The organism is Flavobacterium sp. 5 (assembly GCF_002813295.1).
GTDB lineage: Bacteria > Bacteroidota > Bacteroidia > Flavobacteriales > Flavobacteriaceae > Flavobacterium.
Map to the genome: position 1 here is coordinate 3,110,532 of NZ_PHUE01000001.1, position 23,128 is coordinate 3,133,659.

25 protein-coding genes and 2 tRNA genes are annotated in these 23,128 nt (G+C 32.8%); 13 read left to right on the forward strand and 14 right to left on the reverse strand.

Annotation, left to right across the window (positions count from 1 at the left end; genetic code table 11):
• Nucleotides 1-6 precede the first annotated feature (6 nt).
• Nucleotides 7-2,202, forward strand: coding sequence for a DNA helicase RecQ (gene recQ, locus CLU82_RS12890; RefSeq protein ID WP_100843477.1), 2,196 nt, complete (start codon nt 7-9; stop codon nt 2,200-2,202).
• 150 nt (nt 2,203-2,352) lie between these two features.
• Here the strand turns inward: recQ and CLU82_RS12895 are convergent, their stop codons facing one another.
• The gene (locus CLU82_RS12895; RefSeq protein ID WP_100843478.1) at nt 2,353-2,940 is read right to left on the reverse strand and encodes a Crp/Fnr family transcriptional regulator; all 588 of its coding nucleotides are present in this window, start codon (nt 2,938-2,940) and stop codon (nt 2,353-2,355) included.
• A 302-nt stretch (nt 2,941-3,242) separates the two neighbouring features.
• Between CLU82_RS12895 and CLU82_RS12900 the strand changes: the two genes are divergently transcribed.
• The 4 genes from CLU82_RS12900 to CLU82_RS12915 are packed head-to-tail and all read left to right on the forward strand — an operon-like array spanning nt 3,243 to nt 6,848.
• On the forward strand, nt 3,243-3,683 hold the full coding sequence (locus CLU82_RS12900) for a hypothetical protein (RefSeq protein ID WP_100843479.1): 441 nt from the start codon (nt 3,243-3,245) through the stop codon (nt 3,681-3,683).
• Nucleotides 3,684-3,694: 11 nt separating this feature from the next.
• Nucleotides 3,695-4,702 carry an L-glyceraldehyde 3-phosphate reductase gene (mgrA, locus tag CLU82_RS12905; RefSeq protein ID WP_100843480.1) on the forward strand — a complete coding sequence of 336 codons (1,008 nt, stop codon included), beginning with the start codon at nt 3,695-3,697 and terminating at the stop codon, nt 4,700-4,702.
• 10 nt (nt 4,703-4,712) lie between these two features.
• Complete coding sequence (locus CLU82_RS12910) at nt 4,713-6,176, forward strand: glycoside hydrolase family 30 beta sandwich domain-containing protein (protein WP_369829029.1); 1,464 nt, start codon at nt 4,713-4,715, stop codon at nt 6,174-6,176.
• An 18-nt stretch (nt 6,177-6,194) separates the two neighbouring features.
• Nucleotides 6,195-6,848, forward strand: a complete 654-nt coding sequence (locus tag CLU82_RS12915; protein ID WP_198520224.1) for a carbohydrate-binding protein — start codon at nt 6,195-6,197, stop codon at nt 6,846-6,848.
• A gap of 50 nt (nt 6,849-6,898) precedes the next feature.
• Here the strand turns inward: CLU82_RS12915 and CLU82_RS12920 are convergent, their stop codons facing one another.
• Nucleotides 6,899-7,135, reverse strand: coding sequence for a hypothetical protein (locus CLU82_RS12920; RefSeq protein ID WP_100843481.1), 237 nt, complete (start codon nt 7,133-7,135; stop codon nt 6,899-6,901).
• 150 nt (nt 7,136-7,285) lie between these two features.
• Here CLU82_RS12920 and CLU82_RS12925 point away from each other — a divergent pair, with 150 nt between their 5' ends.
• Nucleotides 7,286-8,845, forward strand: coding sequence for an NAD(P)/FAD-dependent oxidoreductase (locus tag CLU82_RS12925; RefSeq protein ID WP_100843482.1), 1,560 nt, complete (start codon nt 7,286-7,288; stop codon nt 8,843-8,845).
• Between the two features lie 223 nt (nt 8,846-9,068).
• On the opposite strand, the gene CLU82_RS12930 is transcribed toward CLU82_RS12925, so the two are convergent.
• The 5 genes from CLU82_RS12930 to msrB form a co-directional block, all read right to left on the reverse strand.
• Complete coding sequence (locus tag CLU82_RS12930) at nt 9,069-10,028, reverse strand: quinone oxidoreductase (protein ID WP_100845031.1); 960 nt, start codon at nt 10,026-10,028, stop codon at nt 9,069-9,071.
• A 55-nt stretch (nt 10,029-10,083) separates the two neighbouring features.
• Nucleotides 10,084-10,569, reverse strand: coding sequence for a nuclear transport factor 2 family protein (locus CLU82_RS12935; protein ID WP_100843483.1), 486 nt, complete (start codon nt 10,567-10,569; stop codon nt 10,084-10,086).
• An 87-nt stretch (nt 10,570-10,656) separates the two neighbouring features.
• The gene (locus CLU82_RS12940) at nt 10,657-11,193 is read right to left on the reverse strand and encodes a MepB family protein (RefSeq protein ID WP_100843484.1); all 537 of its coding nucleotides are present in this window, start codon (nt 11,191-11,193) and stop codon (nt 10,657-10,659) included.
• Nucleotides 11,194-11,301: 108 nt separating this feature from the next.
• Nucleotides 11,302-11,937, reverse strand: coding sequence for a peptide-methionine (S)-S-oxide reductase MsrA (gene msrA, locus CLU82_RS12945; RefSeq protein WP_100843485.1), 636 nt, complete (start codon nt 11,935-11,937; stop codon nt 11,302-11,304).
• 18 nt (nt 11,938-11,955) lie between these two features.
• A complete protein-coding gene (gene msrB, locus CLU82_RS12950) occupies nt 11,956-12,510 on the reverse strand; it encodes a peptide-methionine (R)-S-oxide reductase MsrB (RefSeq protein WP_100843486.1) in 555 nt (184 codons plus the stop codon).
• A 328-nt stretch (nt 12,511-12,838) separates the two neighbouring features.
• Here msrB and idi point away from each other — a divergent pair, with 328 nt between their 5' ends.
• The 7 genes from idi (at nt 12,839) to CLU82_RS12985 (ending at nt 15,933) form a co-directional block, all read left to right on the forward strand.
• Nucleotides 12,839-13,378 carry an isopentenyl-diphosphate Delta-isomerase gene (gene idi / locus CLU82_RS12955; RefSeq protein WP_100843487.1) on the forward strand — a complete coding sequence of 180 codons (540 nt, stop codon included), beginning with the start codon at nt 12,839-12,841 and terminating at the stop codon, nt 13,376-13,378.
• 36 nt (nt 13,379-13,414) lie between these two features.
• Nucleotides 13,415-13,825: a 6-carboxytetrahydropterin synthase gene (locus CLU82_RS12960; protein ID WP_100843488.1), complete on the forward strand. Its 411-nt coding sequence runs from the start codon at nt 13,415-13,417 to the stop codon at nt 13,823-13,825.
• On the forward strand, nt 13,825-14,280 hold the full coding sequence (locus tag CLU82_RS12965; protein ID WP_100843489.1) for a peroxiredoxin: 456 nt from the start codon (nt 13,825-13,827) through the stop codon (nt 14,278-14,280). Before CLU82_RS12960 ends, CLU82_RS12965 begins: the two co-directional genes overlap by 1 nt.
• Before the next feature lie 62 nt (nt 14,281-14,342).
• The gene (locus tag CLU82_RS12970) at nt 14,343-15,311 is read left to right on the forward strand and encodes a type I phosphomannose isomerase catalytic subunit (protein ID WP_100843490.1); all 969 of its coding nucleotides are present in this window, start codon (nt 14,343-14,345) and stop codon (nt 15,309-15,311) included.
• A 56-nt stretch (nt 15,312-15,367) separates the two neighbouring features.
• The gene (locus tag CLU82_RS12975; protein WP_100843491.1) at nt 15,368-15,634 is read left to right on the forward strand and encodes a hypothetical protein; all 267 of its coding nucleotides are present in this window, start codon (nt 15,368-15,370) and stop codon (nt 15,632-15,634) included.
• A 78-nt stretch (nt 15,635-15,712) separates the two neighbouring features.
• Nucleotides 15,713-15,786: transfer RNA gene (locus CLU82_RS12980), tRNA-Thr, on the forward strand.
• Between the two features lie 73 nt (nt 15,787-15,859).
• Nucleotides 15,860-15,933 (forward strand) — tRNA-Thr (locus CLU82_RS12985).
• Nucleotides 15,934-16,243: 310 nt separating this feature from the next.
• Here the strand turns inward: CLU82_RS12985 and CLU82_RS12990 are convergent.
• The 7 genes from CLU82_RS12990 to CLU82_RS13020 all read right to left on the reverse strand — a co-directional run bounded on the left by CLU82_RS12990 (nt 16,244) and on the right by CLU82_RS13020 (nt 22,510).
• Nucleotides 16,244-16,960, reverse strand: coding sequence for a DUF4369 domain-containing protein (locus tag CLU82_RS12990; RefSeq protein ID WP_100845032.1), 717 nt, complete (start codon nt 16,958-16,960; stop codon nt 16,244-16,246).
• Between the two features lie 189 nt (nt 16,961-17,149).
• Complete coding sequence (locus CLU82_RS12995; protein WP_100843492.1) at nt 17,150-19,012, reverse strand: peptidase M61; 1,863 nt, start codon at nt 19,010-19,012, stop codon at nt 17,150-17,152.
• Between the two features lie 133 nt (nt 19,013-19,145).
• Nucleotides 19,146-19,424, reverse strand: coding sequence for a DUF2805 domain-containing protein (locus CLU82_RS13000; RefSeq protein WP_100843493.1), 279 nt, complete (start codon nt 19,422-19,424; stop codon nt 19,146-19,148).
• 168 nt (nt 19,425-19,592) lie between these two features.
• Nucleotides 19,593-20,195: an alpha-ketoglutarate-dependent dioxygenase AlkB gene (locus CLU82_RS13005; protein WP_100843494.1), complete on the reverse strand. Its 603-nt coding sequence runs from the start codon at nt 20,193-20,195 to the stop codon at nt 19,593-19,595.
• 86 nt (nt 20,196-20,281) lie between these two features.
• Entirely contained in the window at nt 20,282-20,989 is a 708-nt protein-coding gene (aqpZ, locus tag CLU82_RS13010; RefSeq protein WP_100843495.1) for an aquaporin Z, read from the reverse strand.
• 162 nt (nt 20,990-21,151) lie between these two features.
• Complete coding sequence (locus CLU82_RS13015; protein ID WP_100843496.1) at nt 21,152-22,045, reverse strand: DMT family transporter; 894 nt, start codon at nt 22,043-22,045, stop codon at nt 21,152-21,154.
• 33 nt (nt 22,046-22,078) lie between these two features.
• The gene (locus CLU82_RS13020) at nt 22,079-22,510 is read right to left on the reverse strand and encodes a DUF2721 domain-containing protein (RefSeq protein ID WP_100843497.1); all 432 of its coding nucleotides are present in this window, start codon (nt 22,508-22,510) and stop codon (nt 22,079-22,081) included.
• Nucleotides 22,511-23,128 lie beyond the last annotated feature (618 nt).

Below are 23,128 nucleotides of genomic sequence, written 5' to 3' on the forward strand. Positions count from 1 at the left end.
TAAAGAATGAATTCAAACGAAATTGACATAGACAAAGAATTAAAGAAGTATTTTGGCTTTAGCAAGTTCAAAGGCCTACAGGAAAATGTTATAAAAACGTTGCTTAATAAGCAGAATACGTTTGTCATTATGCCTACTGGTGGAGGAAAATCACTTTGCTACCAATTACCAGCTTTAGTTCAAGAAGGGACTGCAATTGTTGTATCTCCTTTAATAGCATTAATGAAGAATCAAGTTGATGCCATTAGAAGTCTTTCTTCCGAAAATGGGATTGCCCATGTTTTAAATTCCTCACTGACCAAGACAGAAATTACACAAGTTAAATCCGATATTACTGCGGGTATAACCAAGTTGTTATATGTAGCACCTGAATCTTTGACCAAAGAGGAATATGTAACGTTTCTTCAAACTGTACCTATTTCATTTGTTGCTATTGATGAAGCGCACTGCATTTCAGAATGGGGGCATGATTTTAGACCAGAATATAGAAATCTGAAAAATATCATTAAGCAATTAGGTGAAGTTCCTATTATTGGGCTTACTGCTACTGCAACTCCAAAAGTTCAAGAAGATATCCTGAAAAATTTGGAGATGTCTAATGCTACAACTTTTAAGGCTTCGTTTAATAGAGCCAATTTATTTTATGAAGTACGTACTAAAACAAAGAATGTTGAATCGGATATCATTCGGTTTATAAAACAACACAAAGGCAAGTCGGGGATTATTTATTGTTTGAGTCGTAAAAAAGTAGAATCAATAGCCGAAGTTTTACAAGTAAACGGAATAAGCGCCGTTCCGTATCATGCAGGTTTGGATGCTAAAACACGAGCCAAACATCAGGACATGTTTTTGATGGAAGATGTAGAGGTTGTTGTTGCGACCATCGCTTTCGGTATGGGAATTGATAAACCCGATGTGCGTTTTGTAATTCATCATGATATTCCAAAATCGTTAGAAAGTTATTATCAGGAAACGGGTAGAGCTGGACGAGATGGAGGAGAAGGACATTGTTTAGCATATTACTCTTATAAAGACGTAGAAAAATTAGAAAAGTTCCTTTCTGGGAAACCAGTTGCCGAACAAGAAATAGGTTTTGCTTTACTACAAGAAGTGGTGGCTTATGCTGAAACTTCTATGTCAAGGCGAAAATTTTTACTTCATTATTTTGGTGAAGAATTTGACAGCGAAACAGGAGAAGGTGCGGATATGGACGATAATGTTCGCAATCCAAAAACAAAAGTCGAAGCCAAAGACGAAGTGCTTAAGTTGTTGGAAGTTGTCAAAAAAACCAAACATATTTATAAATCAAAAGAGATTGTCTTTACATTAATTGGTCGTGTAAATGCAGTTATCAATGCACATAAAACAGATTCTCAGTCATTTTTTGGTTCAGGTTCCAAGCATGATGAAAAATTTTGGATGGCATTATTGCGACAAGTTCTTGTAGCAGGTTTGTTGTCAAAAGATATTGAAACCTACGGCATTATAGAGATTACCAAAGAAGGTTTGGCTTTTATGAAAAACCCAGAATCTTTTATGATGTCTGAAGACCATGAATACAATGAAACTGAAGATGAGGCTATCGTAACTGCTGCAAAATCATCAGGAACTGCTGATGAATTGTTAATGTCAATGTTGCGTGAATTAAGAAAGAAAGTTGCCAAAAAACTTGGAGTTCCTCCATTTGTAGTTTTTCAGGATCCTTCTTTGGAAGACATGGCCTTGAAATATCCAATTTCTCAAGCTGAATTAATTAATATTCATGGAGTTGGTGAAGGAAAAGCTAAGAAATACGGTAAAGAATTTATTGAATTAATAAATCGTTATGTAGAAGAAAATGATATTATTCGCCCTGATGATTTGGTTGTGAAATCTACTGGAGTTAACTCTGTCAATAAATTGTATATTATTCAAAACATTGATAGAAAGTTAGCCTTAACAGATATCGCTTCCGCAAAAGGGTTAAAAATGGACGATTTGATAAAGGAAATGGAACAAATCGTTTATTCGGGAACCAAATTAAATATCAAATATTGGATAGACGAAATGTTAGACGACGATCAACAAGAAGAAATCCATGAATATTTTATGGAATCAGAATCGGATAATATAGAAAAAGCCCTCAAAGAATTTGACGGTGATTATGATTTGGATGAATTGCGATTAATGCGTATCAAATTTATTAGCGAAGTGGCTAATTAGATTTCAGATTTTTCTATGTCCTGTTTAGGTTGACACAAAAGTTAAGATAGTTTATTATTGTAATAATAAATGTAGGGTAATAATATTGGTAAAATAAATTTAGGTTTTGAGAACTACTGGATTAATAATCAGCTTTTTTCAAGACCTTTTTTATTGTTTTTCACTTTTTAAATGTTTTGTGCGAAGTCTGCTCAAAAATTCTGGGGTAATTCCGAGATAAGAAGCGATATAATGTTGTGGAACTCTTTTGATAATTAACGGATAACGATTTACAAATTCAACATATTGATCCATTGCAGGTGTTGATATTTTCTTAAATAATCGTTTTTGCACTTTAGACAAATGTCTTTGAATCATTAAACGAAACATTCGTTCTAATTGCGGAATCTCATGAAGAAGTTTATCTTTTGCTTCACGACTAAGTATCATTAACTCACAATCTTCTAATACTTCAATGTTTCTGTCGCTTGGTGTCTGATCTTCAAAACTAACAATGTCACTTACCCACCAATCTTCAGAAGCAAATTGCAATGTGATGTCTTCTCCATCACCATTAATAAAATATTCTCGAATAATTCCTTTGTTTATATAGGCTTCAAAATTACAAATATCACCTGCACGCAATAAAATAGTCTTTTTAGGAACTTTTCTAAATTCAAGATTATTTTCGAAAAGCGTAAGCTCTTCTGCTGAAAGGTTTGTAAATCTCGAAAGATATCCCTGAATTTTTTGATACATTTTAAACTGATTTTATTTTCTGAAAAAGTAAATATATGATGATTTTATTTAACTCGTTACAGGCAATTATTTTTAAGACATAGAAACATAGTTTATAAAGTTCAAAAAAGGCACTTCATTTAAAATAAATCATATAAGACTATTTGAAAAAAATATTATTTTCTTAAAACTTAATGTTTCTATTTGTTAAAAATAATTGCTTCTAACGGGTTTTATTTAATATTAACCTTGATCTAGTTTAAGAAATTTCTAAAAAGAAATTTTAATCTTTGAAATCTTGAATAATTTAAAAATTTTAAAAAATGGAAAACCTGACACTAGATGTTCAGATTGAAGTGGCACTCTCAAAAATTGAAGGTTTAATTACTGAATATATGTTAGTAGAAGAAGATCTGCGAATTTCTAACGGAAATGTTGCAATATGCATTATCACTCCAGATGGAAATATTTACGGAAAAATGTATGGAAACGATAAGCCACGTTTACGTAATTCATACAGAATTGCTTGGACAAAGGCGAGTCAAGTTTGGCTTACGGGAATTAAAACTGGAGATTATGAAAAACTAGTATTCAATAATGTTGTAGATGAAAATTCGCACGGAATCGAAGCTCCAGATCTTATTGGATGGCAAGGAGGACAACCAATATTTCTTAAGGATGATACCTGTCTATCGATTGGGTTTAGTGGTTTTAGAGGAGTTACCGATTTAGATATAGTGACAAGAGCTTTTGAAAATTTATAAAATATAAAAACATGAATTACTTACCAGATACAAAGCGTTATCAAAAAATGGATTACCGTCGTTGCGGAAAAAGTGGTTTACTATTGCCAGCGCTTTCTCTCGGATTGTGGCATAACTTTGGTGCAATCGACAAGATTGAAAACGCTCGTAATATAATGCACACCGCTTTTGATAATGGTATAACTCATTTTGATTTAGCCAATAATTATGGTCCGCCTCCTGGATCGGCAGAAATAACTTTTGGACAGTTATTTAAAGAAGATTTCAAATCATATAGAGATGAACTTTTAATTTCAACTAAAGCTGGATGGCAAATGTGGGATGGACCTTATGGAGATTGGGGGTCTAAAAAATATTTGGTTGCTAGTCTTGACCAAAGTCTTAAACGAATGGGATTAGATTATGTCGATATTTATTACCACCATAGACCTGATCCAAATACGCCTCTTGAAGAAACGATGGGAGCGCTTGACTTAATTGTTCGCCAAGGAAAAGCATTGTATGTAGGTATCTCTAGTTATAGTCCGAGTGAAACTCAAAAAGCAATTAAAATATTGAAAGATTTAGGTACACCTTGTCTTATTCATCAACCAAGATATTCAATGTTTGACAGATGGGTTGAAGATGGGTTATTAGATGTTTTGCAGGAGAATGGAGTGGGTAGCATTGCTTTTTCTCCTCTTGCACAAGGGCTTTTAACTAATAAATATTTAAACGGAATTCCACAAGATTCAAGAGCCGCATCTCATAGAGGGAATGGAGCGATAGAAGAAGATGTTTTAACTCCTGAGAATATAGCTAAGGCAAGAAGTCTAAATGAAATTGCTGAAAATCGTGGTCAAAGTTTGGCTCAAATGGCTTTATCGTGGATTCTGAAAGACAATCGTATATCATCCGTTTTGATTGGAGCAAGTAAACCTGAGCAAGTAATCGATTCTGTTGGTGCTCTTCAAAATAGTACCTTTACTACTGATGAACTTCAGGCGATTGAAAATATTCTTAATAAAAACGGGAATTAATTTTTTAGATATGAATAAAAACAACATCAAAATGTTTACTGTAGCATTTCTCTTTTTTTCTGTAACGTCAAATATAATGGCACAGAAAGCAGCTGTAAATCCTCTAGCGGGAAAAACAGCTAAAGTGTATGTTACAGCCAAAAACACAGAAAAGAAACTTACAGAAACCGAAACGCTACAGTTTATTGATAAACCTCAAACAACTGAAAAAGAGATTGCGGTTTTTGTAGATCCATCAAAAACTTTTCAGACGATGTTGGGAATTGGTGGTGCGATTACAGATGCCTCTGCTGAAGTTTTTTATCAACTTTCTAAAGAGAAACAACAAGAAATCCTGACAGCTTATTATGACAAAGACAAAGGAATTGGTTACTCTTTGGCAAGAACGAACATGCAGAGTTGTGATTTTTCGAGTGATACTTACAGTTATATTGCTGAAAACGATAAAGAACTTAAAACCTTTGATATCAGTCATGATCAAAAATACCGAATTCCATTAATTAAAGAAGTGATTGCAAAATCAGGAGGGAAATTGACTTTATATGCATCGCCATGGAGTCCTCCAGCTTGGATGAAAACCAATAATGATGTTTTACATGGAGGTTCTTTAAAACCTGAATTTCGTCAGAGTTGGGCAAACTTTTTTGTAAAATTTATTACTATTTACGAAAAGGAAGGAATTCCGATTTGGGGGTATACAGTACAAAACGAACCTATGGCTGTACAACGTTGGGAATCATGCATATTTACTGCGGAAGAAGAACGTGATTTTATAAAAGATTATCTTGGACCAACAATGAATAAAGCGGGATATTCTAAAAAGAAATTAATCATGTGGGATCATAACCGTGATTTAATGTATCAACGTGTAAGTACGGTTTTGGAAGATAAAGATGCTGCCAAGTATGTTTGGGGAATTGGATATCATTGGTATGAAGACTGGATGAAAGCAGGAATGAATTTTGAAGCTGAAGGTCGTGTTGCACAAGCTTTTCCAGATAAGGCACTAGTATTAACTGAAGGCTGTGCAGCAGATTTTGATCAAAAACTACTAACTGATTGGAGTTTTGGTGAAAAATACGGAATGTCTATGATTAATGATTTTAATATTGGAACTGTTGCTTGGACAGATTGGAATATTTTGTTAGACGAAAAAGGCGGACCAAATCATGTACAGAATTTTTGTATGTCGCCAATTCATGCCGATCTAAAAAACGGAAATCTAATTTATACTAACGGATATTATTATTTAGGTCATTTTTCTAAATTTATTCGACCTGGAGCAAAACGTATTGCTTGTTCATCAAGTAGCAACAAACTTTTATCTACTGCTTTTGTCAATCCAGACGGAAAAACGGAAATCATTGTAATGAACCAAACTGATGCTGATATTGAGTATTTTCTTTGGATAAAAGGAAAAGCAGCAAAAACAACAAGTCTTGCTCATTCTATTGCAACTGTAGAAATTCGTTAAATAAAAAATAGTAGAACTATGAAAATCTGGAAAATGTTAATTTATGGAATTGCGCTAATAAGTCTCGTTTCTTTTAAAAATCCATTTTTAATTGGAAATCCTTGGCAAGGAAAAATACAACAAATTCCAGGTAAAGTTGAATGTGAGTTTTATGATGAAGGCGGAGAGGGGATTGCTTATCACGATATTGATATCGATAATAACGGAAGTGGAAAATTAAATCCTATTAATGGTAATCCGCTTAACGAGTTTAGAATAAAAGAAAGTGTTGATATTTCATATACTAAAGATGGAGACGTAGATAATAGCCAATATAATAAAACCAAAAGGAGCATAGGTCAGTTTTATTTAGGCTGGACTCAACCTTCTGAATGGATTAATTATACTGTTCAAGTTGCTAAATCAGGAAATTATCACATTGGGGCACTTTATACTTCAAACGGTGACGGGTCTATTTCTATTGATGTAAATGGTAAAGATGCAACAGGAATAATTAAAATTGAAACTACCCACGATGATCGTGATACAATAGATTGGAGACAATGGCATCATTGGAATGAATCAAAATCTTTGGGAATAATCAAACTCAAAAAGGGGAAACAATTACTTACAGTCCACATTGTGAAGAACGGTAATATGAATCTAGATTATTTGAGTTTTAACCCTTACTGAATATTTTTTTGAAGTTAAAACGCGATTATAAAAGTATAATCTTTCACATACTATTCAAACACTTCTCCACGATGCGGTTTCAAAGCATCACGTACTTGAATCATATTTTCTTCGGTTACAACCATAAAAGCGGTAGCATGCATATCGTTTGCAATTTCAAAACCTGTAATATTAAGAGGAAGTTTTTCGATAGCAATATATTCTTTCAAATGAATTTCATGATGTTCAGCTGTCTTAGCAGATGCTGGACCACGAAAGTCCCAAATCAATTTTATTTGTCTAGGCATTATTTTTTGGAGTAAAGTTTTAAAGGAGCAAAGTTACAAAGTCTATTTTTTAAAATGGATTTTTATATTAAAGAACTAGTTTCAGTTCAAAAGACTATTTTTGCATGTTCTTTTCATAGAAAGAAAAGCTAAAAGCATAAATAATATACAATGCCACAAGAACTTTTATTACAAGTTACTCCGGAAACAGCTTCAAATGATTTGTTGCTAAAAGACCATTTGTCTAAGCAAATTAAAGTTTCGACAAACGAGATTCAACATGTTGCTATTTTAAAAAGATCTATTGATGCACGTCAAAAAGCAATCAAAATCAATTTGAAAGTAGCAATATATTTAAAAGGTGAATCTTTTAAAGAACTTAAAATAGAACTTCCCGATTATAAAAATGTTTCCACAGCGCAAGAAGTAATTGTTGTAGGCGCAGGACCTGCTGGTCTTTTTGCTGCTTTACAATTAATTGAATTAGGTTTGAAACCTATCGTTATAGAACGTGGAAAAGATGTTCGTGGACGACGTCGTGATTTGAAAGCTATAAATGTTGATCATATTGTTGATGAAGATTCTAATTATTGTTTTGGAGAAGGAGGAGCAGGAACCTACTCGGATGGAAAATTATATACTCGTTCCAAAAAACGTGGTGATGTTACCCGAATATTAGAGTTGTTGGTAGCTTTTGGTGCATCGGGAGATATACTTATAGATGCGCATCCGCACATTGGAACTAATAAATTACCTCAAATTATTCAGGATATTCGAGAAAAAATTATCGAATGTGGTGGACAAGTTTTGTTTGAAACACGTTTGACTGATATTCTTGTAAAAAACAATGAAGTACAAGGAATTGTAACCCAAAGTGGAGATACAATTTTAGCAAATAAAATAATTCTGGCAACAGGACATTCTGCTAGGGATATATTTGAATTATTAGACAAAAAGAAAATTTTAATTGAAGCTAAACCTTTTGCCTTGGGTGTAAGAGCAGAGCATCCACAATCCTTAATTGATAGTATTCAGTATAGTTGTGATTATCGCGGAGAGCATTTACCACCAGCACCTTATTCGATTGTGAAGCAGGTAAATGGACGTGGAATGTATTCTTTTTGTATGTGTCCAGGAGGTGTTATTGCGCCTTGTGCTACTAGTCCGGGAGAAGTGGTTACTAATGGTTGGTCACCATCTAAAAGAGATCAAGCTACAGCTAATTCTGGAATTGTAATCGAATTGAAATTGGAAGATTTTAAGCCTTTTGCCAAATTTGGGGCTTTAGCTGGAATGGAATTCCAAAAAAGTATCGAACAAAAAGCGTGGCATTTGGCAGGACAAACTCAAAAAGTTCCAGCACAGCGTATGATTGATTTTACACAAAATAAAGTTTCTGAAAGTATTCCTAAAACGTCTTATGTGCCAGGAACTACTTCGGTAGAAATGGGACAAGTTTTTCCGGGATTTTTATCTCAAATTTTGAGAGAAGGATTCAAGGAATTTGGTAAATCTATGAAAGGATATTTGACAGACGAAGCCATTTTACATGCGCCAGAAAGTAGAACTTCATCTCCAGTTCGTATTCCGAGAGACGGAATCTCCTATGAACACTTGCAAATAAAAGGATTGTATCCTTGTGGAGAAGGAGCAGGTTATGCGGGCGGAATTATATCAGCGGCTATTGATGGTGAAAAATGTGCTTTGATGATTGCTGAAGCTTTAAAATAAAACTAATAAAAAAAACCGCTTCAAAAGCTACCATCTGGACATAAGTATAAAATCAACCATAAATTTCACAAATTAGCACAAATTTGAATATACTAAATCAACCCAATAACTATTTTCACTATACCGATTTGCGCTAATTTGTGAAATTTGTGGTTAAAAAGTAATATTTACTATTTGTGTCCACACGGTAGCTTCAAAAGCGGTTTTTTTTATTGATCAATTTTTAAGGAATTAAAATTATTTTTCCTGTACTTTTTCGGCTTTCCAAATAATCGTGTGCTAGTTTTCCTTCTGATAGTTTGAAAGAAGTTGGAGGAGCAAGCGTAATTTTCCCTTCTATAATCCAATCAAATAATTGGTTGGCTCTTTTAATTCTTTCTTCTTTCGAATTTAAATAACTCCATAAATCTCCGCCTGTTAAGGTTTTTGAAGTGTCCATTAGCATTCTTGGGTTAATAAATTCAGGATCTCCGCCTGCCATTCCAAAGAAAACAACCTGACCACATTCTTTGGTAACTTCAAAACTTTCCATTAAAGTGCTTCCGATACTGTCATAAACTACATCAACACCATTTGGAACCGTTTTGAAAATATCCGATTTCCAATCTTCGTTATATAGAAATACATGGTCAGCGCCTTGTTCAAGAGCTATTTTTGCTTTGCCTGATGATGAGGTTAAACCAATAACTTTGGCGCCTAAAAGTTTGCTAATTTGTGTCAAAAATTGACCAACTCCACCAGCAACTGCATGAATTAAAACAGTTTCACCTTTTAAGGTCTTATGACTGTCTGTTGCTAAGTAATGTGCCGTTAAACCTTGTAATAATATAGATGCAGCAGTTTCAAATGAAATGGCTTCGGGTAAAGGAAGAACATGGTTTATATTAACAGCAACCAATTCAGCATTTGCAAAAGGAACATCAGCGAAAGCGATACGATCGCCAACTTTGAATTCTGAATTATTATTGGCGTTAACAACAATTCCAGCGCCTTCGTAACCAGCAATAAATGGCGGATTTCCTTTGAGGTGATAATTTCCTTTTCGTCTGTAAACATCGGCAAAGTTTAATCCGATGGCTTTCATCTCTACTAAAATTTCATCTGATTTTAATGTTGGAGAAGGAATTTCTATATATTCAAGTACATCTGAGTCTCCAAATGCAGAGAAGGTAAGTGCTTTCATTTTCATTTTTATTTTGAGAATGCAAAGGAAAGTAATTTTATCAGTTAATTAAAAATTAATGATCGTAGCTAATCATTCTTGAGATTTTCCATTCATTATTAACCTTTTTCCAAATAGCAAGAAACTTAAAAGTTCCTATTTCTTCTTTCCCATTTTCCATATGTTTAAATTGATGAACACCAATTTCTATAGCTCCAAAGTCTTTTATAGGATGTACTTCAAGACTTCCTTTTACCAACTGTCGAGTGAGTTTGTTTTCGTTTTTGAACATTTTTTCAAAATTAGAAAAAACAGTTTCATAGGAAAGTAATCCTCCATTGTCCTGATACCATTCTAAATCTTCGAGAAACAAAGGTTTAAATTTTGCCATGTCTTTAGCATTAAATGCATCAAAGAGAACGGTGTCCATTGCTGAAATTTCATTGTATAATTCTTGCGAAGTTGGAGCTACTTTTTTTTCTTGCGCTTGTGCAAAATGTAGACCGACTAAAAATGTAAAAAATAGCAAGAATGCGTTTTTATTAAGAAATTTTGGTGTCATGTTAGTTTTGTTTAAAATGCATTAAAATTTTAATTTACTCATTTTTAGTTTTTTACAACTCTAAAGATAGAAAAGTATATTTAATTTTTAGTGCTCTAAATGAAGAAGTAATTTTGTACGGTTTAAATCGAATGCTTGGTTTTGTGATATTTCCAGGAAATACTCTAATTGCCAATTCTGTGTTTTTTGAGCTTGTTTACTAGTTGTAATGTCCCAAGGCGGATAAACACGAATAGCACGTTTCCCTTCTTTTTTATCCGAAACTATTTCTTTATCAATAAGAATGGCTTTTGGAAAAATAAACAGACCAAAGTGATTTTCTTTTCTAACGCTAATAATGAATAAATCTATAGGGTCAGTATTGTCAAAAGGTTGAATAGGTCCTTTGTTTATTCTTTTCCAAAGTGTCACAAATTGTCCTGTTTTAGTAGGTGTGATTTTAGCGGTTCGAAATCGAATGTTTGAATTGTTTAGGACAAAAGTACAAGCTCCATATTCAATGCTTTCCAATTCAATAATCGGTTGGCTAATTTTTATATTATCAATTTCAGAAAATATTTTTTTTATGTTTAGGAACTCTTCGGGTAATTCTTTACTTGTAATTTTTGGATTTTGAATACTCATTGAATTTGATTGGTTGGGAGTAATTAGTTTTTTAGCAAAATAAATAAAAAAAATCCTTCAAATGTATTTTTGAAGGATTCTGTTTTTAGTATTTTTAATTACTGTTGATTAATGACTCTTTGTTTTGAGTTTATCTTTAAAAACTTTTTCAAATTTTTCAAGCTTGGGTTGAATAACCATTTGACAATAAGGCTGATTTTTGTTATTGGCATAATAGTTTTGATGGTAATCTTCGGCTTTATAAAATTTAGTAAAAGGTTCTATAGTAGTAACAATTGGATTTTCATAAACTTTTGCTTTTTGTAGCTCAGCAATAATGGATTTTGCTTCTTGTTTTTGTTCTTCGTTATTATAAAAAATTACAGAACGGTATTGCGTTCCTCTATCCGCACCTTGTCGATTAAGAGTTGTTGGATCGTGTACCGTGAAGAATACTTTGAAAATCTCATCAAGATTAGTTATATTTTTATCAAATGTAATTTGGACAACTTCGGCATGTCCAGTTGTACCAGAACAAACTTCTTCATAGCTTGGGTTAGCAATTTTTCCTCCCGAAAATCCAGAGACTACTGATTTTACTCCTTTCAAGTTTTCATATACAGCCTCTACGCACCAGTAGCAGCCACCACCAAGAGTTATGGTTTCAAAATTAGATTGTGTCATTTTTTTAGTTGAACTGTTGTTTTGAGAGAATAGTGCTCCGCTAAATAATAAGCAGAACAAAAATATTGTTTTCGTTTTCATCAGAATATTTTTTAGTTTTTATTTAGCATCTGGTACAAAATCAAGGGCGATAGAATTCATGCAATATCTTTTCCCTGTCGGAGCTGGGCCATCATCAAATAAATGACCTAAATGACCGCCACATCTACCACAAAGCGCTTCTATTCGTTCCATACCTAGAGAATTATCATTTTTATAGACAACACTTTTTTTGTTTTCTTGTTCAAAAAAACTTGGCCAGCCACAACTACTAGCAAATTTAGCTCCTGACCGAAAAAGAAGATTACCACAAGCGGCACAATAATAAGTTCCCTTTACATCAGTATTCCAATATTTACCTGTAAATGGTCTTTCAGTATCTGCTTTACGAGAAACTAAATAAACATCTTCTGGAAGGATTTTTTTCCACTCGGCATCAGTTAAATTCAGTTTTGTAGTATCGGTATGCGAATAATAAGGATTTTTAGGTTTGCTTGGGTTGGTTTCAACCGAAGCCATTTCAGTACTCTTAGCTTCTTTGTTTTGTCCACAAGCTTGAAAAACAAATAAAGGGAGTAGTAGTAGTACAATGCAAAAAAAAGATTTTGTTTTCATGGTGATGATTTTTTATATCTCAAAAGTAATAGAAGAATAACGATGGAAATGTCGCGTATTTTACAATTCACTTCTATTTATGTAATTTTTAACTATTAGTAGTTACGTTAAAAATGTTATTTTGGTTTTGAAGAGTAATAGAAGGAATAACTTTTATAGGTATTATAGATTAAATTTGGTCTCTCAAATATACAAAAAAATAAGGACTAGAATTTATAAGGTTTAGGTTCTAAAGTAGTACAAGGATATGATTTTAGTAAAAAGCAAAAGAATGTTTACCCTTTTATAAAGGTATCTTTTTTGTACTTTTGTTTTATCAATACAGTATATGGAAGAAGAAAAAGTAATATTAGTAAATGAATTAGATCAGCAAATTGGTTTGATGCCGAAATTAGAAGCACATGAAAAAGCTATTTTGCATCGTGCTTTTTCTGTTTTTGTTTTAAATAATCAAAATGAGATTATGCTTCAGCAAAGAGCGCATCAAAAGTACCATTCTCCTTTACTATGGACAAATACTTGTTGTAGCCATCAGCGAGAAGGGGAGTCAAATATTGTAGCCGGCAATCGTAGATTGTATGAAGAAATGGGGTTCAATACCGATTTGAAAGAACTTTTCCATTTTATTTACAAAGCCCCTTTTGATAATGGTTTGACGGAACATGAACTTGATCATGTAATGATTGGTTATTATGATGGAGAGCCTTTGATTAATTCAGAAGAGGTTGAAGCTTGGAAATGGATGAAAATTGAAGATGTAAAAAATGATATGCTTTTGAATCCAGAAATTTATACTGTTTGGTTTAAAATCATTTTTGATGAATTTTATCACTTTTTAGAAGAACACGCTTTAGAGCAAAAGAACTAATCGTGGATTTACTAAATTTAAATTCTTAAACCCCATATGAGAGTAACTATATCTAGAAAAGCCCATTTTAATGCAGCTCATCGTTTGTATCGAAAAGATTGGTCTTTTGAGCAAAACGATGCAGTTTTTGGTAAATGTAATAATCCCAATTTTCACGGGCATAACTACGAATTAATTGTAAGTGTTACTGGAGAGATAGACAAAGAAACAGGCTATGTTTTGGATGTAAAATTTTTAACTGATATTATTAAAGAAGAAGTAGAGGATAAATTTGATCATAAAAATTTGAATCTGGATGTTCCTGAATTTCAAGATTTGAATCCAACCGCAGAGAATATTGTAGTTGTGATTTGGAACAAAATCCGAAGAAAGGTAAAGCCTGAACTAGATTTAGAAGTTGTTCTTTATGAAACGCCACGTAATTTTGTAACCTATAAAGGAGAATAATGGAACTTAAAGTAGGAGATAAAATTCCAAATTTTACAGCCAAAGATACTAATGGTAATGATTTTAATAGTCAAGATCTAATAGGTAAAAAGCCATTGGTTATTTATTTCTACCCGAAAGATAATACTCCAGGATGTACAACTCAAGCCTGTAGTTTTAGGGATCAATATGAAGATTTTAAAGATTTTGGTGCTGAAGTTATTGGAATAAGTAGTGATAGTGTAGCTTCTCATCAAAAGTTTACTCAACAATTTAAATTACCTTTTATTCTTTTATCAGATTCAGATAAGAAAATTAGAACTCTTTTTGGGGTTCCTTCAAATTTGTTTGGATTATTGTCAGGCAGAGTGACTTATGTTGCAGATAATACAGGAACAGTTATTATGATATTTGATAGTATGAAAGCAAAAAATCATATTCCTAAAGCTCTTGATGCAATTAGAGGATTACAGTAATAGAATGACAAAATAATATTACTGTTTGAAAGCAAAAAGATAGAAATTTGTAAATAAAAATTATGAACTCAAAAAAATATCCATTACAGTTTAATGCTATCCTAAAAGAACGAATTTGGGGCGGAGAGAAATTAAAAACAATTTTAAACAAACCAATTACTTCCAGTATTACTGGCGAAAGTTGGGAATTGTCTACTGTAGAGGGGGATGTAAGTGTTGTCGCAAATGGTGAGTATAAAGGAAAACTTTTGACGGAGTTAATTAATGAATATCCAAATGAAATTCTAGGGACAATAGTTCATGAAAGATTTGGAAAACAGTTTCCACTGCTTTTTAAATACTTGGATGCGCGTGAAGATCTATCCATTCAGGTACATCCTAATGATGAATTAGCAAAAAAACGTCACAATTCTTTTGGTAAAACCGAAATGTGGTATGTTACACAAGCTGATAAAGATGCTAGGATTATTGTAGGTTTTAAAGAGGATTCCAGCCCAGAAGAATATATAGAGCATTTAAATAATAAAACCCTAACAGATATTCTTGATGATGTAAAAGCAAAACCCGGAGATGTATTTTTCTTAGAAACGGGAACTGTTCATGCTATTGGAGCAGGATTAGTTGTTGCCGAAATACAGCAAACTTCAGATATTACGTATCGTTTGTATGATTTTGATAGAAAGGATGCTCAAGGGAATACTAGAGAACTTCATGTTGATTTAGCATTGGACGCTATCAATTATAAAAAAGTAGATACTTATAAAAAATATACTAAAGACACAGATAAGTCAAATGTAGTGGTGGATTGCCCTTATTTTACAACTAATTTTATTCCATTGGAGAAAGCAAAAGCAGTTGAAAATTCAGGATCGTCTTTTACCGTATATATGTGTATAGAAGGCTCTTTTGAACTGGATTATGATGGTGTAATATACCAATATATAAAAGGAGATACAGTACTTGTTCCTGCAGCAATGAAGTCTTATAATCTTAAGGGAAAAGCTTCAATTTTAGAAATTTACATTTCATAGTTGGGAATAGAAAGATTATGTGTACTTTTGCAAACGCAAATTAAATAAAAAATAAAATGGCAAACGTTAAGAATTTAAAGAAAGACATCAACTACGTTTTAGGTGATATTATTGAAGCAGTTTACTTGTTTGAAATTTCTACAACAGGAAAACCTACAGATGAAACGAATGCATTAATTGACGAAGCTATCGCTGCTTTTGATGTTTTAATCACTAAAGTGAACGCTAAAAATGTTGAAAATAAAAAAGCACATTTCAAACAGATAAATGTAGAATTGGAACAAACTGCTAATCAATTGATTGCTAAAATCAACGATTTGTAGTAAAAAAAAGGGCAAAAAAAGTTTGAATTTATTTTGGAAAAACGAAATACAGACTTATATTTGCACCCGTAATGAGTCGCCAGCGTAGCTCAGTTGGCTAGAGCAGCTGATTTGTAATCAGCAGGTCGTGGGTTCGAGTCCCTCCGCCGGCTCAAAGAAAACCATCTATTCATTTAGATGGTTTTTTATTAAAGTCGAAAAGATCATTACAAAACATATTGAGTCGCCAGCGTAGCTCAGTTGGCTAGAGCAGCTGATTTGTAATCAGCAGGTCGTGGGTTCGAGTCCCTCCGCCGGCTCAAGTAAAACCATCTAACTTTTGTTAGGTGGTTTTTTGTTTTAGAAAGGTTTGAGAATATATTTCTTCAAACAAATAGAATATTTATTGATCCCTATTGGCTCGCGAGACGGATAGAAGCAAGCTACCGAAGTAGCTCGTATAGCCCGACCCCAATCTTATAAAAGAGCGTATATTCGCAAAGTGAGTTTGCTCTTTTATAAGGTTGGGGTCTCGCCCAAAAGAGTCTTAGCTATCTGAATAAGCAAATACTTTTAAGCAAAAAAAACCGCCAATGTAATAAAGGCGGTTTTGTATTTAAAGTGAAGAAATTATTTTGCCTCACTTTTTTTGATGTCATTCACATACTTGGTCAATTTTTTACCATAAAGAGAGTTGGCAACTTTTGGAGTCATCGATTTTTGTATGGTATCTAAGTATTTAATATTGATATCATAAATTTCGGCCAAAGCGATATATGGTGATACTTCGTGATCTTTGTGGTTTACAGCAAAATTGGTTGCATAAAGATATTTACGTTTGATGTTGCTCTCTTGTGCTGCAGAAATGCTATCAATTGCTTTTGCATTTTTACTTTTTAGAGCTTTGAATCTTTGCTCAATCAGAGTTAGATTTTCATCGGTGAAACGAGAGTTTATTTTTTTGTATTCTTCGTATAATTCTTGATTTTTTGATCCTGTGATTTTTGCACTTGAAATGAATGAATCTAAGTCAGTATCGATATTGATTGTTCCAGGTTCTGCAAAAAATGTGATGTTATTGTCAAGAGAGTTGGTTACTCCTCTATCAAGATATAAGTATAACATTTCGGGTGATTTTAAATCAAGATTACTTTCAAATGTTGACTTTCCATCAATCTTAATAGTGTCGATTGCAATAAGAACAGTATCATTATATTTTTGAATGTATAAGGTGCCTTCTTTTAATCCTTTGATATTTCCTGTGATATGCAGATTCTTATTGGATTCATTTTTGTTACACGCAACCAAAAGAAGTAGAGAGGCAAAAGCAATAATAGAATTTTTCATGTGTAAATTAATTTGTTTTTTGGGAACATAAAACGTAATTCTTCTGTAATGAAGAATACCAATTTTAGGTTTGTTTATTTTTGGCGCAAAATAAAGAAAATTGTTGAAATGAATGGTTTTAAGGAGACTGAATTTCAAAAAAAATCCCAATCTAGTTTTAGATTGGGATTTTTTATTGGGTTGTTAGGATTATCCTTTCAACCAAGCTTCTCTTAATGTTGCTTTTGATGCATCTGTAGCTTCAAGTCCTTCTGTGTCTACGTAAGGGAATTTTACGTTTCCTTTCAGTATTTCTTCTTTACCATCTCTTTTAATTTTGATAGAAATTGGATCGTTTTCTTTCCATTTTTGACTATCGGTAATCATATCATAGATGTTGTCAAGATTATAGGGTTTGTCATTAATAGCAAGGATAATGTCTCCGCCTTTTAGACCTAATGTAGTATAGAAAATGTGTAACTCTTTGTTCGGAGCAACAAAAATTTCTTTATTTTCTTTGTTTACACCAACGTAAGGAACTTGACCTTGTAGAAATATTCCATCAGGTGTTTTTTTGGTGTTTTTTGTAACCCCTACTTTTGCTAGATAGTCATAATAAGGAATAGGTGTTGGGCCAGAAACGTATTTGGTTAAAAATTCGCCAACTTCTGGATACGTTAATGAAGTTATTTTGGTAAATAAATCGGCGTCATTGAATGGTTTTGAAACTCCGTATTCGTTAGAAAGCTGATGCATTAAATCTAGGATTCCTTTTTTACCATTACTCTTCTCTCTAATTTGGATATCTATACACATTCCGATTAAGGCTCCTTTTTGATACACATTTAGATATTGATCTTTATAAGGCTCTGTCAAGACATTTGCGCTCATTGTAGTAAAAGGCATGGTGTCGTTCATTGCATTCGCGCTTTGTATTTTTTCAGCTATACGAGAATAGAATTCATCTTCATTAATTAATCCTTGATTGATTTGGAATAAATTAGCAAAATATTCTGTTACTCCTTCGTACATCCATAAATGTTGAGACATTTTTGGTGCGTTATAATCAAAATACTGAATCTCTTTTGAGTGAATAGTCAAAGGAGTTACAATGTGAAAGAATTCATGAGAAACAACATCTTTCATTTGTTTTACCAATTCGTCTTTCGGCATTACTTCTGGCATTACAACTGTTGTTGCTGTAGGGTGTTCCAATGCGCCAAAACCTTTGGCATCTGTTGGAGACATTGTAGAAAGATATAGTATAACTGTATATTTTTTTGTAGAATTGATTTTTCCTAAAAATGTTTTTTGAGCAGTCATCATTGTTTTCATTTCGGGAGTAATACTCTCGGCAGTAAATTTTCCAGATGGTGAGTAAACTGCAATTTGAATATCCATTCCATCTACATTAAAAGTAGTGTAGTCTGCTTTAGAATACATGATTGGATTTTCTAATAATTCAGAATAAAGTGGCATATCAAAAACATCTGTTGTAGATGATCCATCTTTATCAATCATTGATGTAGCTCCCCAAAGTGTAGCGGGATGAGTTATAGTAACTTTATAAGGTACTTCTTTTTTATCTTGAAAATAGCCTACAAAACCATGTAAGTTTAACATGAAATTTTTATTGACATCAATATTAGTACCAGCTGGAGAGAAAACATCATCTTGACCAAAACCATTTCCTTTTTCGGTATCGTATGTGTCATTTACCAAGTAAGTAATTTTTACTAATGATTTTGCTTTTTTGATAGACCATGTATTGTTATCCGCTTTCGTAACAGTTAATAAATTCCCTTTGCTGTCATACGCTTTAAAATCGGCAACATATTTTCCGTAATCATCTACGGAGTAAGTTCCCGGGACAGTTTTAGGAAGGCTATATGTGATGTCGTCTGTTTTAATTTTTGGAGCTTTTACAGTAACCAAAACTTGATCATCTTTTACATCAACAAGATTAATGTTGACTTCAATTCCTTCTTTTTTTGAATCTACAGGCTTTGTAGTACTCGCTTTACTTGTCCAGATTAATGAAGTGAAAGCAAGAGTGAAAATTATTTTTTTCATTATTGTTTATGTTTGTTTTGTCAATTAGTATTTCAAATTCTAAAAAAGTTACAAAAATGTATTAATAAAAGGATTTAAGTTAAAAATCAATTGAAAATAAAAAAACTCCTGAGTACAGGAGTTTGAATTTTGGTTAATCTAATTTATTTTTTATGTAATATTTACCATCTAAGTCTTCATCAAAATCATCGATTTTTAAAGGCTTCGGTTTAGGTTTACTTGCTATTGCTTTCTTTTTCCACATTTCATATTTTTCAGTCGGCATTTTCTTTTTCATAATTTCAAGAACCTCCTTCTCGGCTAATCCAAATTCTTTATGTATAATTTCAAATGGATTTCTCTCTTCTTGGGCCAATGCAATCAGTCTTTCTGTTTGTTCCCAGTTTAATTCTTTACGGTTACTCTTTTTCATCACGTGAAAATTAATTCAATTTGGTTTAATGATTAATAAATTTGATTTTAAATCTTGTACCAATATTAATAAAAATTATAATTACTTTTTATTTTAAGTCAAAAAAAATTGATTTTTTTTACGATTTTAAATTAGTGATATTTTTAACAAAGAAAATTGAGCATTCTTTTATTTAATCACTCTAAAAGTAAGATTTATTCTTGGGCTTATTGATTTTGCAGTTTTAGGTACTTGATGTTTCCAAAAATGTTGTGTCGTACCTTTCATTAATAACAAACTACCATTCTCTAGAATGATATTCTTTTTTTGAGTAGGGTCTTTATTGTGTTTTAACTGAAAGTTTCGTTCTGCACCTAAGCTTAATGATGCAATTACTGGATTCACTCCTAATTCTTTTTCATTGTCGGCATGCCAGCCATTGCCATCATTGCCGTCTCTGTAATAATTGAGTAAAACAGTTGTAAAATTAGTTTCAGAAACCCTCTCAATACGTAATTTAATTTCTTGCAGTGGCAAAGTCCAATGATGAGGTTGCATCACTATATTCGAATAGGAGTAGGGCATCCCTTCATTCCCGTATAAAGCAGTCAATCGGGGTTGTAAATGTTTTTTGCCATAAACAGTAATTTCATCCTGTTGCCACGGAATGTTTTTCTGCAATTCATAAAAAAGAGAATTCACCTCTTCCTCCGATAGAAAAGACGGAAAGTAGATGATTTCGGCATCTGGCAGATCAAAATATATAGGCTCGGATTGAAATAGTGAATTCATTATACAAAAGTAAAGAGAAAAACAAAACCCTCGATTTCGTTTTTCTCTTTACGCTATTTTATAAAACTATATAATGCTAATTGTTGCTATGCTTCAGAATGATCTTGCAATAAAGTTTTGTAGATAAAGCCAGCTACAATAGCTCCCAAAATTGGCGCTACCCAAAACAACCAAAGTTGTGATAATGGCTCTCCACCAACAAAAATAGCTTGTGATAATGATCTTGCAGGATTAACAGATGTATTTGTAATAGGAATACTTATTAAGTGAATCAGCGTCAAGCCAAGTCCAATAGCGACTCCAGCAAATTTTCCGTTTGCAAATTTATCTGTAGCACCAAGTATAATTAAAAGGAAAAATAAAGTCAGTACAAATTCTGCAATAAACGCGGCTTGCATAGAATACCCATCAGGAGAAAAAGCACCATAACCATTAGATGCAAAAGCACCGGCCTTTGTGTTATCAATCATAAAACCAGCTTTTCCCGAAGCAATTGTAAACAATGTTCCAGCTGCAGCAACAGCTCCTACACATTGAGCTATAATATAAGGAAGTAAATCTTTGGCCGAAAATCTTCCGCCTGCCCATAATCCTAAAGATACTGCAGGATTAAAATGACCTCCGGAGATATGTCCAACAGCATACGCCATGGTCAAAACCGTAAGTCCAAAAGCTAATGAAACCCCAACAAATCCAATTCCTAAATCAGGTATACCCGCAGCAAAAAGTGCACTACCACAACCTCCAAAAACCAACCAATACGTTCCGAAAAATTCTGCAAAAAGTTTTTTCATGATAAAAAAATTAAGTTAATAGCTTATTAGTAAAAATTAATCAATCTCTATTCCGAATACATTCCTTCTAATTTAATAAGAATTGAATGGATTACGAATTTATAAAAAAATTAACACATAATTACTATAGTTTTAATCTTTTAATATTGATAATCAGTACTATTACTGTTTCTTGAAGTTTACATTCATTATAACTATAGCCAATATAATAAGGAGTATTCCAATCCATTGTATCAAGACAACTTCTTCGTGAAGAAGAAAATAAGCCATTAAAACAGAAACAGGAAGTTCCAATGCCGAAACGATACTTCCCAGTCCAATACCCGTAAGCGGAAAACCAGCATTCATTAACATTGGCGGAATAATAGTTCCAAAAAGAGATAATATAATTCCCCATTTCAGCAATATTTCAAAATGGAATGCAGTGTTTAGAGTAACAATTGCAAAAGCCAAAACAATTACAGCTCCTCCAAAAAGCATATACAAGCTACGTTGAGCCGACGATATTCCCAAAGCCACTCGATTGGCAGTAAACATAGTCATGGTAAAAGAACATGCCGCCAACATCCCCAACAAAAGGCCTCGCCAATCTAGCTGAATCTCATTCTGAAAAATGTTTGTCGCCAAAAGAGTCCCTAATAATACCACAAGCGCAGCAACAATTTTTTGTCCAGAAGGGATCTTCTTTTCCAAAATCATTTCCAGCAACAAACCAATCCATACCGTTTGCATTAATAAAATGATAGCAATAGAGACAGGAATGTACTTTACAGCCAGGTAATAAAACACACTTGTCAACCCCGTAGAAGTACCAGCAAGCATCAACTGAAATATGTTTTTTGGGGTAGCCTTAATGACTTCATTCTCGCTTTTAGCTTTTTGAAACGCATTAATAATAAGAATGCCAACAATACCCAATATAAATTGTGAGATAGTAACTTCAGCCGTAGAGTACCCTTCGCTGTAAGCCATTTTTACAAACGTAGCCAGCATTCCGTAGCTAGTCGCGCCAATTCCTACTAGAAAAACTCCTTTAAGTGTGTTGTTTTTAAACATTGATAAGTATATGAGTATTAATAAGTGTAAAAACTATTTAGATTCAATAGTAGGAAGCTGTTCTTTTTCAATACCTATATGCGTCAAATCGCTCAAATGCAAACGCAGAGCATCAACCGAAATATTGATTTCCCAAAAACAAAGCGCCAAAGAAATTAATAAAGCAAGCAAACTAAAGCCAAACAAATATATACCAGTCAATTGATAATCTAAAAACAATACAAGCATCGTAAACACAGATAAAAACAAACTCAGTACACCAGCCATTTGCATAAACCGAATAATAGTCAGTCTTAAATTAAGGTTTTTAATCTCCAACAAAATCACTCGATTCTCTTTCTCTTTGTATGCCTTTTTTAAACCACGAATAATAGTGGCAAGCGTCAAAAACCGATTAGTATAGGCCAACAATATCAAAGAAGTAGCCGAAAACAATAAAGCAGGAGTTTCAATATGAAGTGTCATTCGTGTATTTTTAGATTGCAAAGGTCGTACTTTTTAAGGATTATTAAAAAACAACCAAAGTAATACTAGCAATAATCAGGAGCTATTTCCTGCTATCCGTTCCAATCTTGTGGGCCGAACCCCGGCCCACAAGGATTTCCACTACTATCAGGGCTAGGGTATGAGGTTTCATAAGAGAGATTTGTTTTTTTTAGATATGCCTATTATATATGTATAGCATCTTTTTGATGCAAGCCCCCCATATTCTGAACCCTTCAGAATAACAACCCAACCATATTTTAGATTAAAAAGCAACCACCGCATCTAAAACCAATGATATTATACGTTTTATATATAACATTTATATAAAACGTATAAATGATTTGTATAAAGGGTATAATTGTTTTATACGAAAGGTATAATTGTTTTATACGAAAAGTATAATTGATTTATACAAAAAGTATAATTGTTTTATATGAAAAGTATAATTGATTTATACAAAAAGTATAAATGTTTTATATGAAAAGTATAAATGTTTTATATGAAAAGTATAAATGTTATATACAAAAAGTACATTATATAGTAAGAGCGGCCAAAAACGATACTTCTATGTGCTTAAAACAATAAAAATTTAGAATC

Excerpts from the sequence above, each read along its gene's own strand:
- CLU82_RS12930 (WP_100845031.1), bottom strand. The coding sequence starts at position 10,028 with ATGAAAGCACTTACCTTCTCTGCATTTGGAGACTCAGATGTACTTGAA.
- CLU82_RS12965 (WP_100843489.1), top strand. The coding sequence starts at position 13,825 with ATGGAACTTAAAGTAGGAGATAAAATTCCAAATTTTACAGCCAAAGAT.
- CLU82_RS12925 (WP_100843482.1), top strand. The coding sequence starts at position 7,286 with ATGCCACAAGAACTTTTATTACAAGTTACTCCGGAAACAGCTTCAAAT.
- recQ (WP_100843477.1), top strand. The coding sequence starts at position 7 with ATGAATTCAAACGAAATTGACATAGACAAAGAATTAAAGAAGTATTTT.
- CLU82_RS12995 (WP_100843492.1), bottom strand. The coding sequence starts at position 19,012 with ATGAAAAAAATAATTTTCACTCTTGCTTTCACTTCATTAATCTGGACA.
- CLU82_RS12920 (WP_100843481.1), bottom strand. The coding sequence starts at position 7,135 with ATGCCTAGACAAATAAAATTGATTTGGGACTTTCGTGGTCCAGCATCT.
- msrA (WP_100843485.1), bottom strand. The coding sequence starts at position 11,937 with ATGAAAACGAAAACAATATTTTTGTTCTGCTTATTATTTAGCGGAGCA.
- aqpZ (WP_100843495.1), bottom strand. The coding sequence starts at position 20,989 with ATGAAAAAACTTTTTGCAGAATTTTTCGGAACGTATTGGTTGGTTTTT.
- CLU82_RS12960 (WP_100843488.1), top strand. The coding sequence starts at position 13,415 with ATGAGAGTAACTATATCTAGAAAAGCCCATTTTAATGCAGCTCATCGT.
- CLU82_RS12970 (WP_100843490.1), top strand. The coding sequence starts at position 14,343 with ATGAACTCAAAAAAATATCCATTACAGTTTAATGCTATCCTAAAAGAA.
- msrB (WP_100843486.1), bottom strand. The coding sequence starts at position 12,510 with ATGAAAACAAAATCTTTTTTTTGCATTGTACTACTACTACTCCCTTTA.
- CLU82_RS12935 (WP_100843483.1), bottom strand. The coding sequence starts at position 10,569 with ATGACACCAAAATTTCTTAATAAAAACGCATTCTTGCTATTTTTTACA.
- idi (WP_100843487.1), top strand. The coding sequence starts at position 12,839 with ATGGAAGAAGAAAAAGTAATATTAGTAAATGAATTAGATCAGCAAATT.
- CLU82_RS12915 (WP_198520224.1), top strand. The coding sequence starts at position 6,195 with ATGAAAATCTGGAAAATGTTAATTTATGGAATTGCGCTAATAAGTCTC.
- CLU82_RS13020 (WP_100843497.1), bottom strand. The coding sequence starts at position 22,510 with ATGACACTTCATATTGAAACTCCTGCTTTATTGTTTTCGGCTACTTCT.
- mgrA (WP_100843480.1), top strand. The coding sequence starts at position 3,695 with ATGAATTACTTACCAGATACAAAGCGTTATCAAAAAATGGATTACCGT.
- CLU82_RS13000 (WP_100843493.1), bottom strand. The coding sequence starts at position 19,424 with ATGAAAAAGAGTAACCGTAAAGAATTAAACTGGGAACAAACAGAAAGA.
- CLU82_RS12910 (WP_369829029.1), top strand. The coding sequence starts at position 4,713 with ATGAATAAAAACAACATCAAAATGTTTACTGTAGCATTTCTCTTTTTT.
- CLU82_RS12900 (WP_100843479.1), top strand. The coding sequence starts at position 3,243 with ATGGAAAACCTGACACTAGATGTTCAGATTGAAGTGGCACTCTCAAAA.
- CLU82_RS12940 (WP_100843484.1), bottom strand. The coding sequence starts at position 11,193 with ATGAGTATTCAAAATCCAAAAATTACAAGTAAAGAATTACCCGAAGAG.
- CLU82_RS13005 (WP_100843494.1), bottom strand. The coding sequence starts at position 20,195 with ATGAATTCACTATTTCAATCCGAGCCTATATATTTTGATCTGCCAGAT.
- CLU82_RS13015 (WP_100843496.1), bottom strand. The coding sequence starts at position 22,045 with ATGTTTAAAAACAACACACTTAAAGGAGTTTTTCTAGTAGGAATTGGC.
- CLU82_RS12895 (WP_100843478.1), bottom strand. The coding sequence starts at position 2,940 with ATGTATCAAAAAATTCAGGGATATCTTTCGAGATTTACAAACCTTTCA.
- CLU82_RS12975 (WP_100843491.1), top strand. The coding sequence starts at position 15,368 with ATGGCAAACGTTAAGAATTTAAAGAAAGACATCAACTACGTTTTAGGT.
- CLU82_RS12990 (WP_100845032.1), bottom strand. The coding sequence starts at position 16,960 with ATGAAAAATTCTATTATTGCTTTTGCCTCTCTACTTCTTTTGGTTGCG.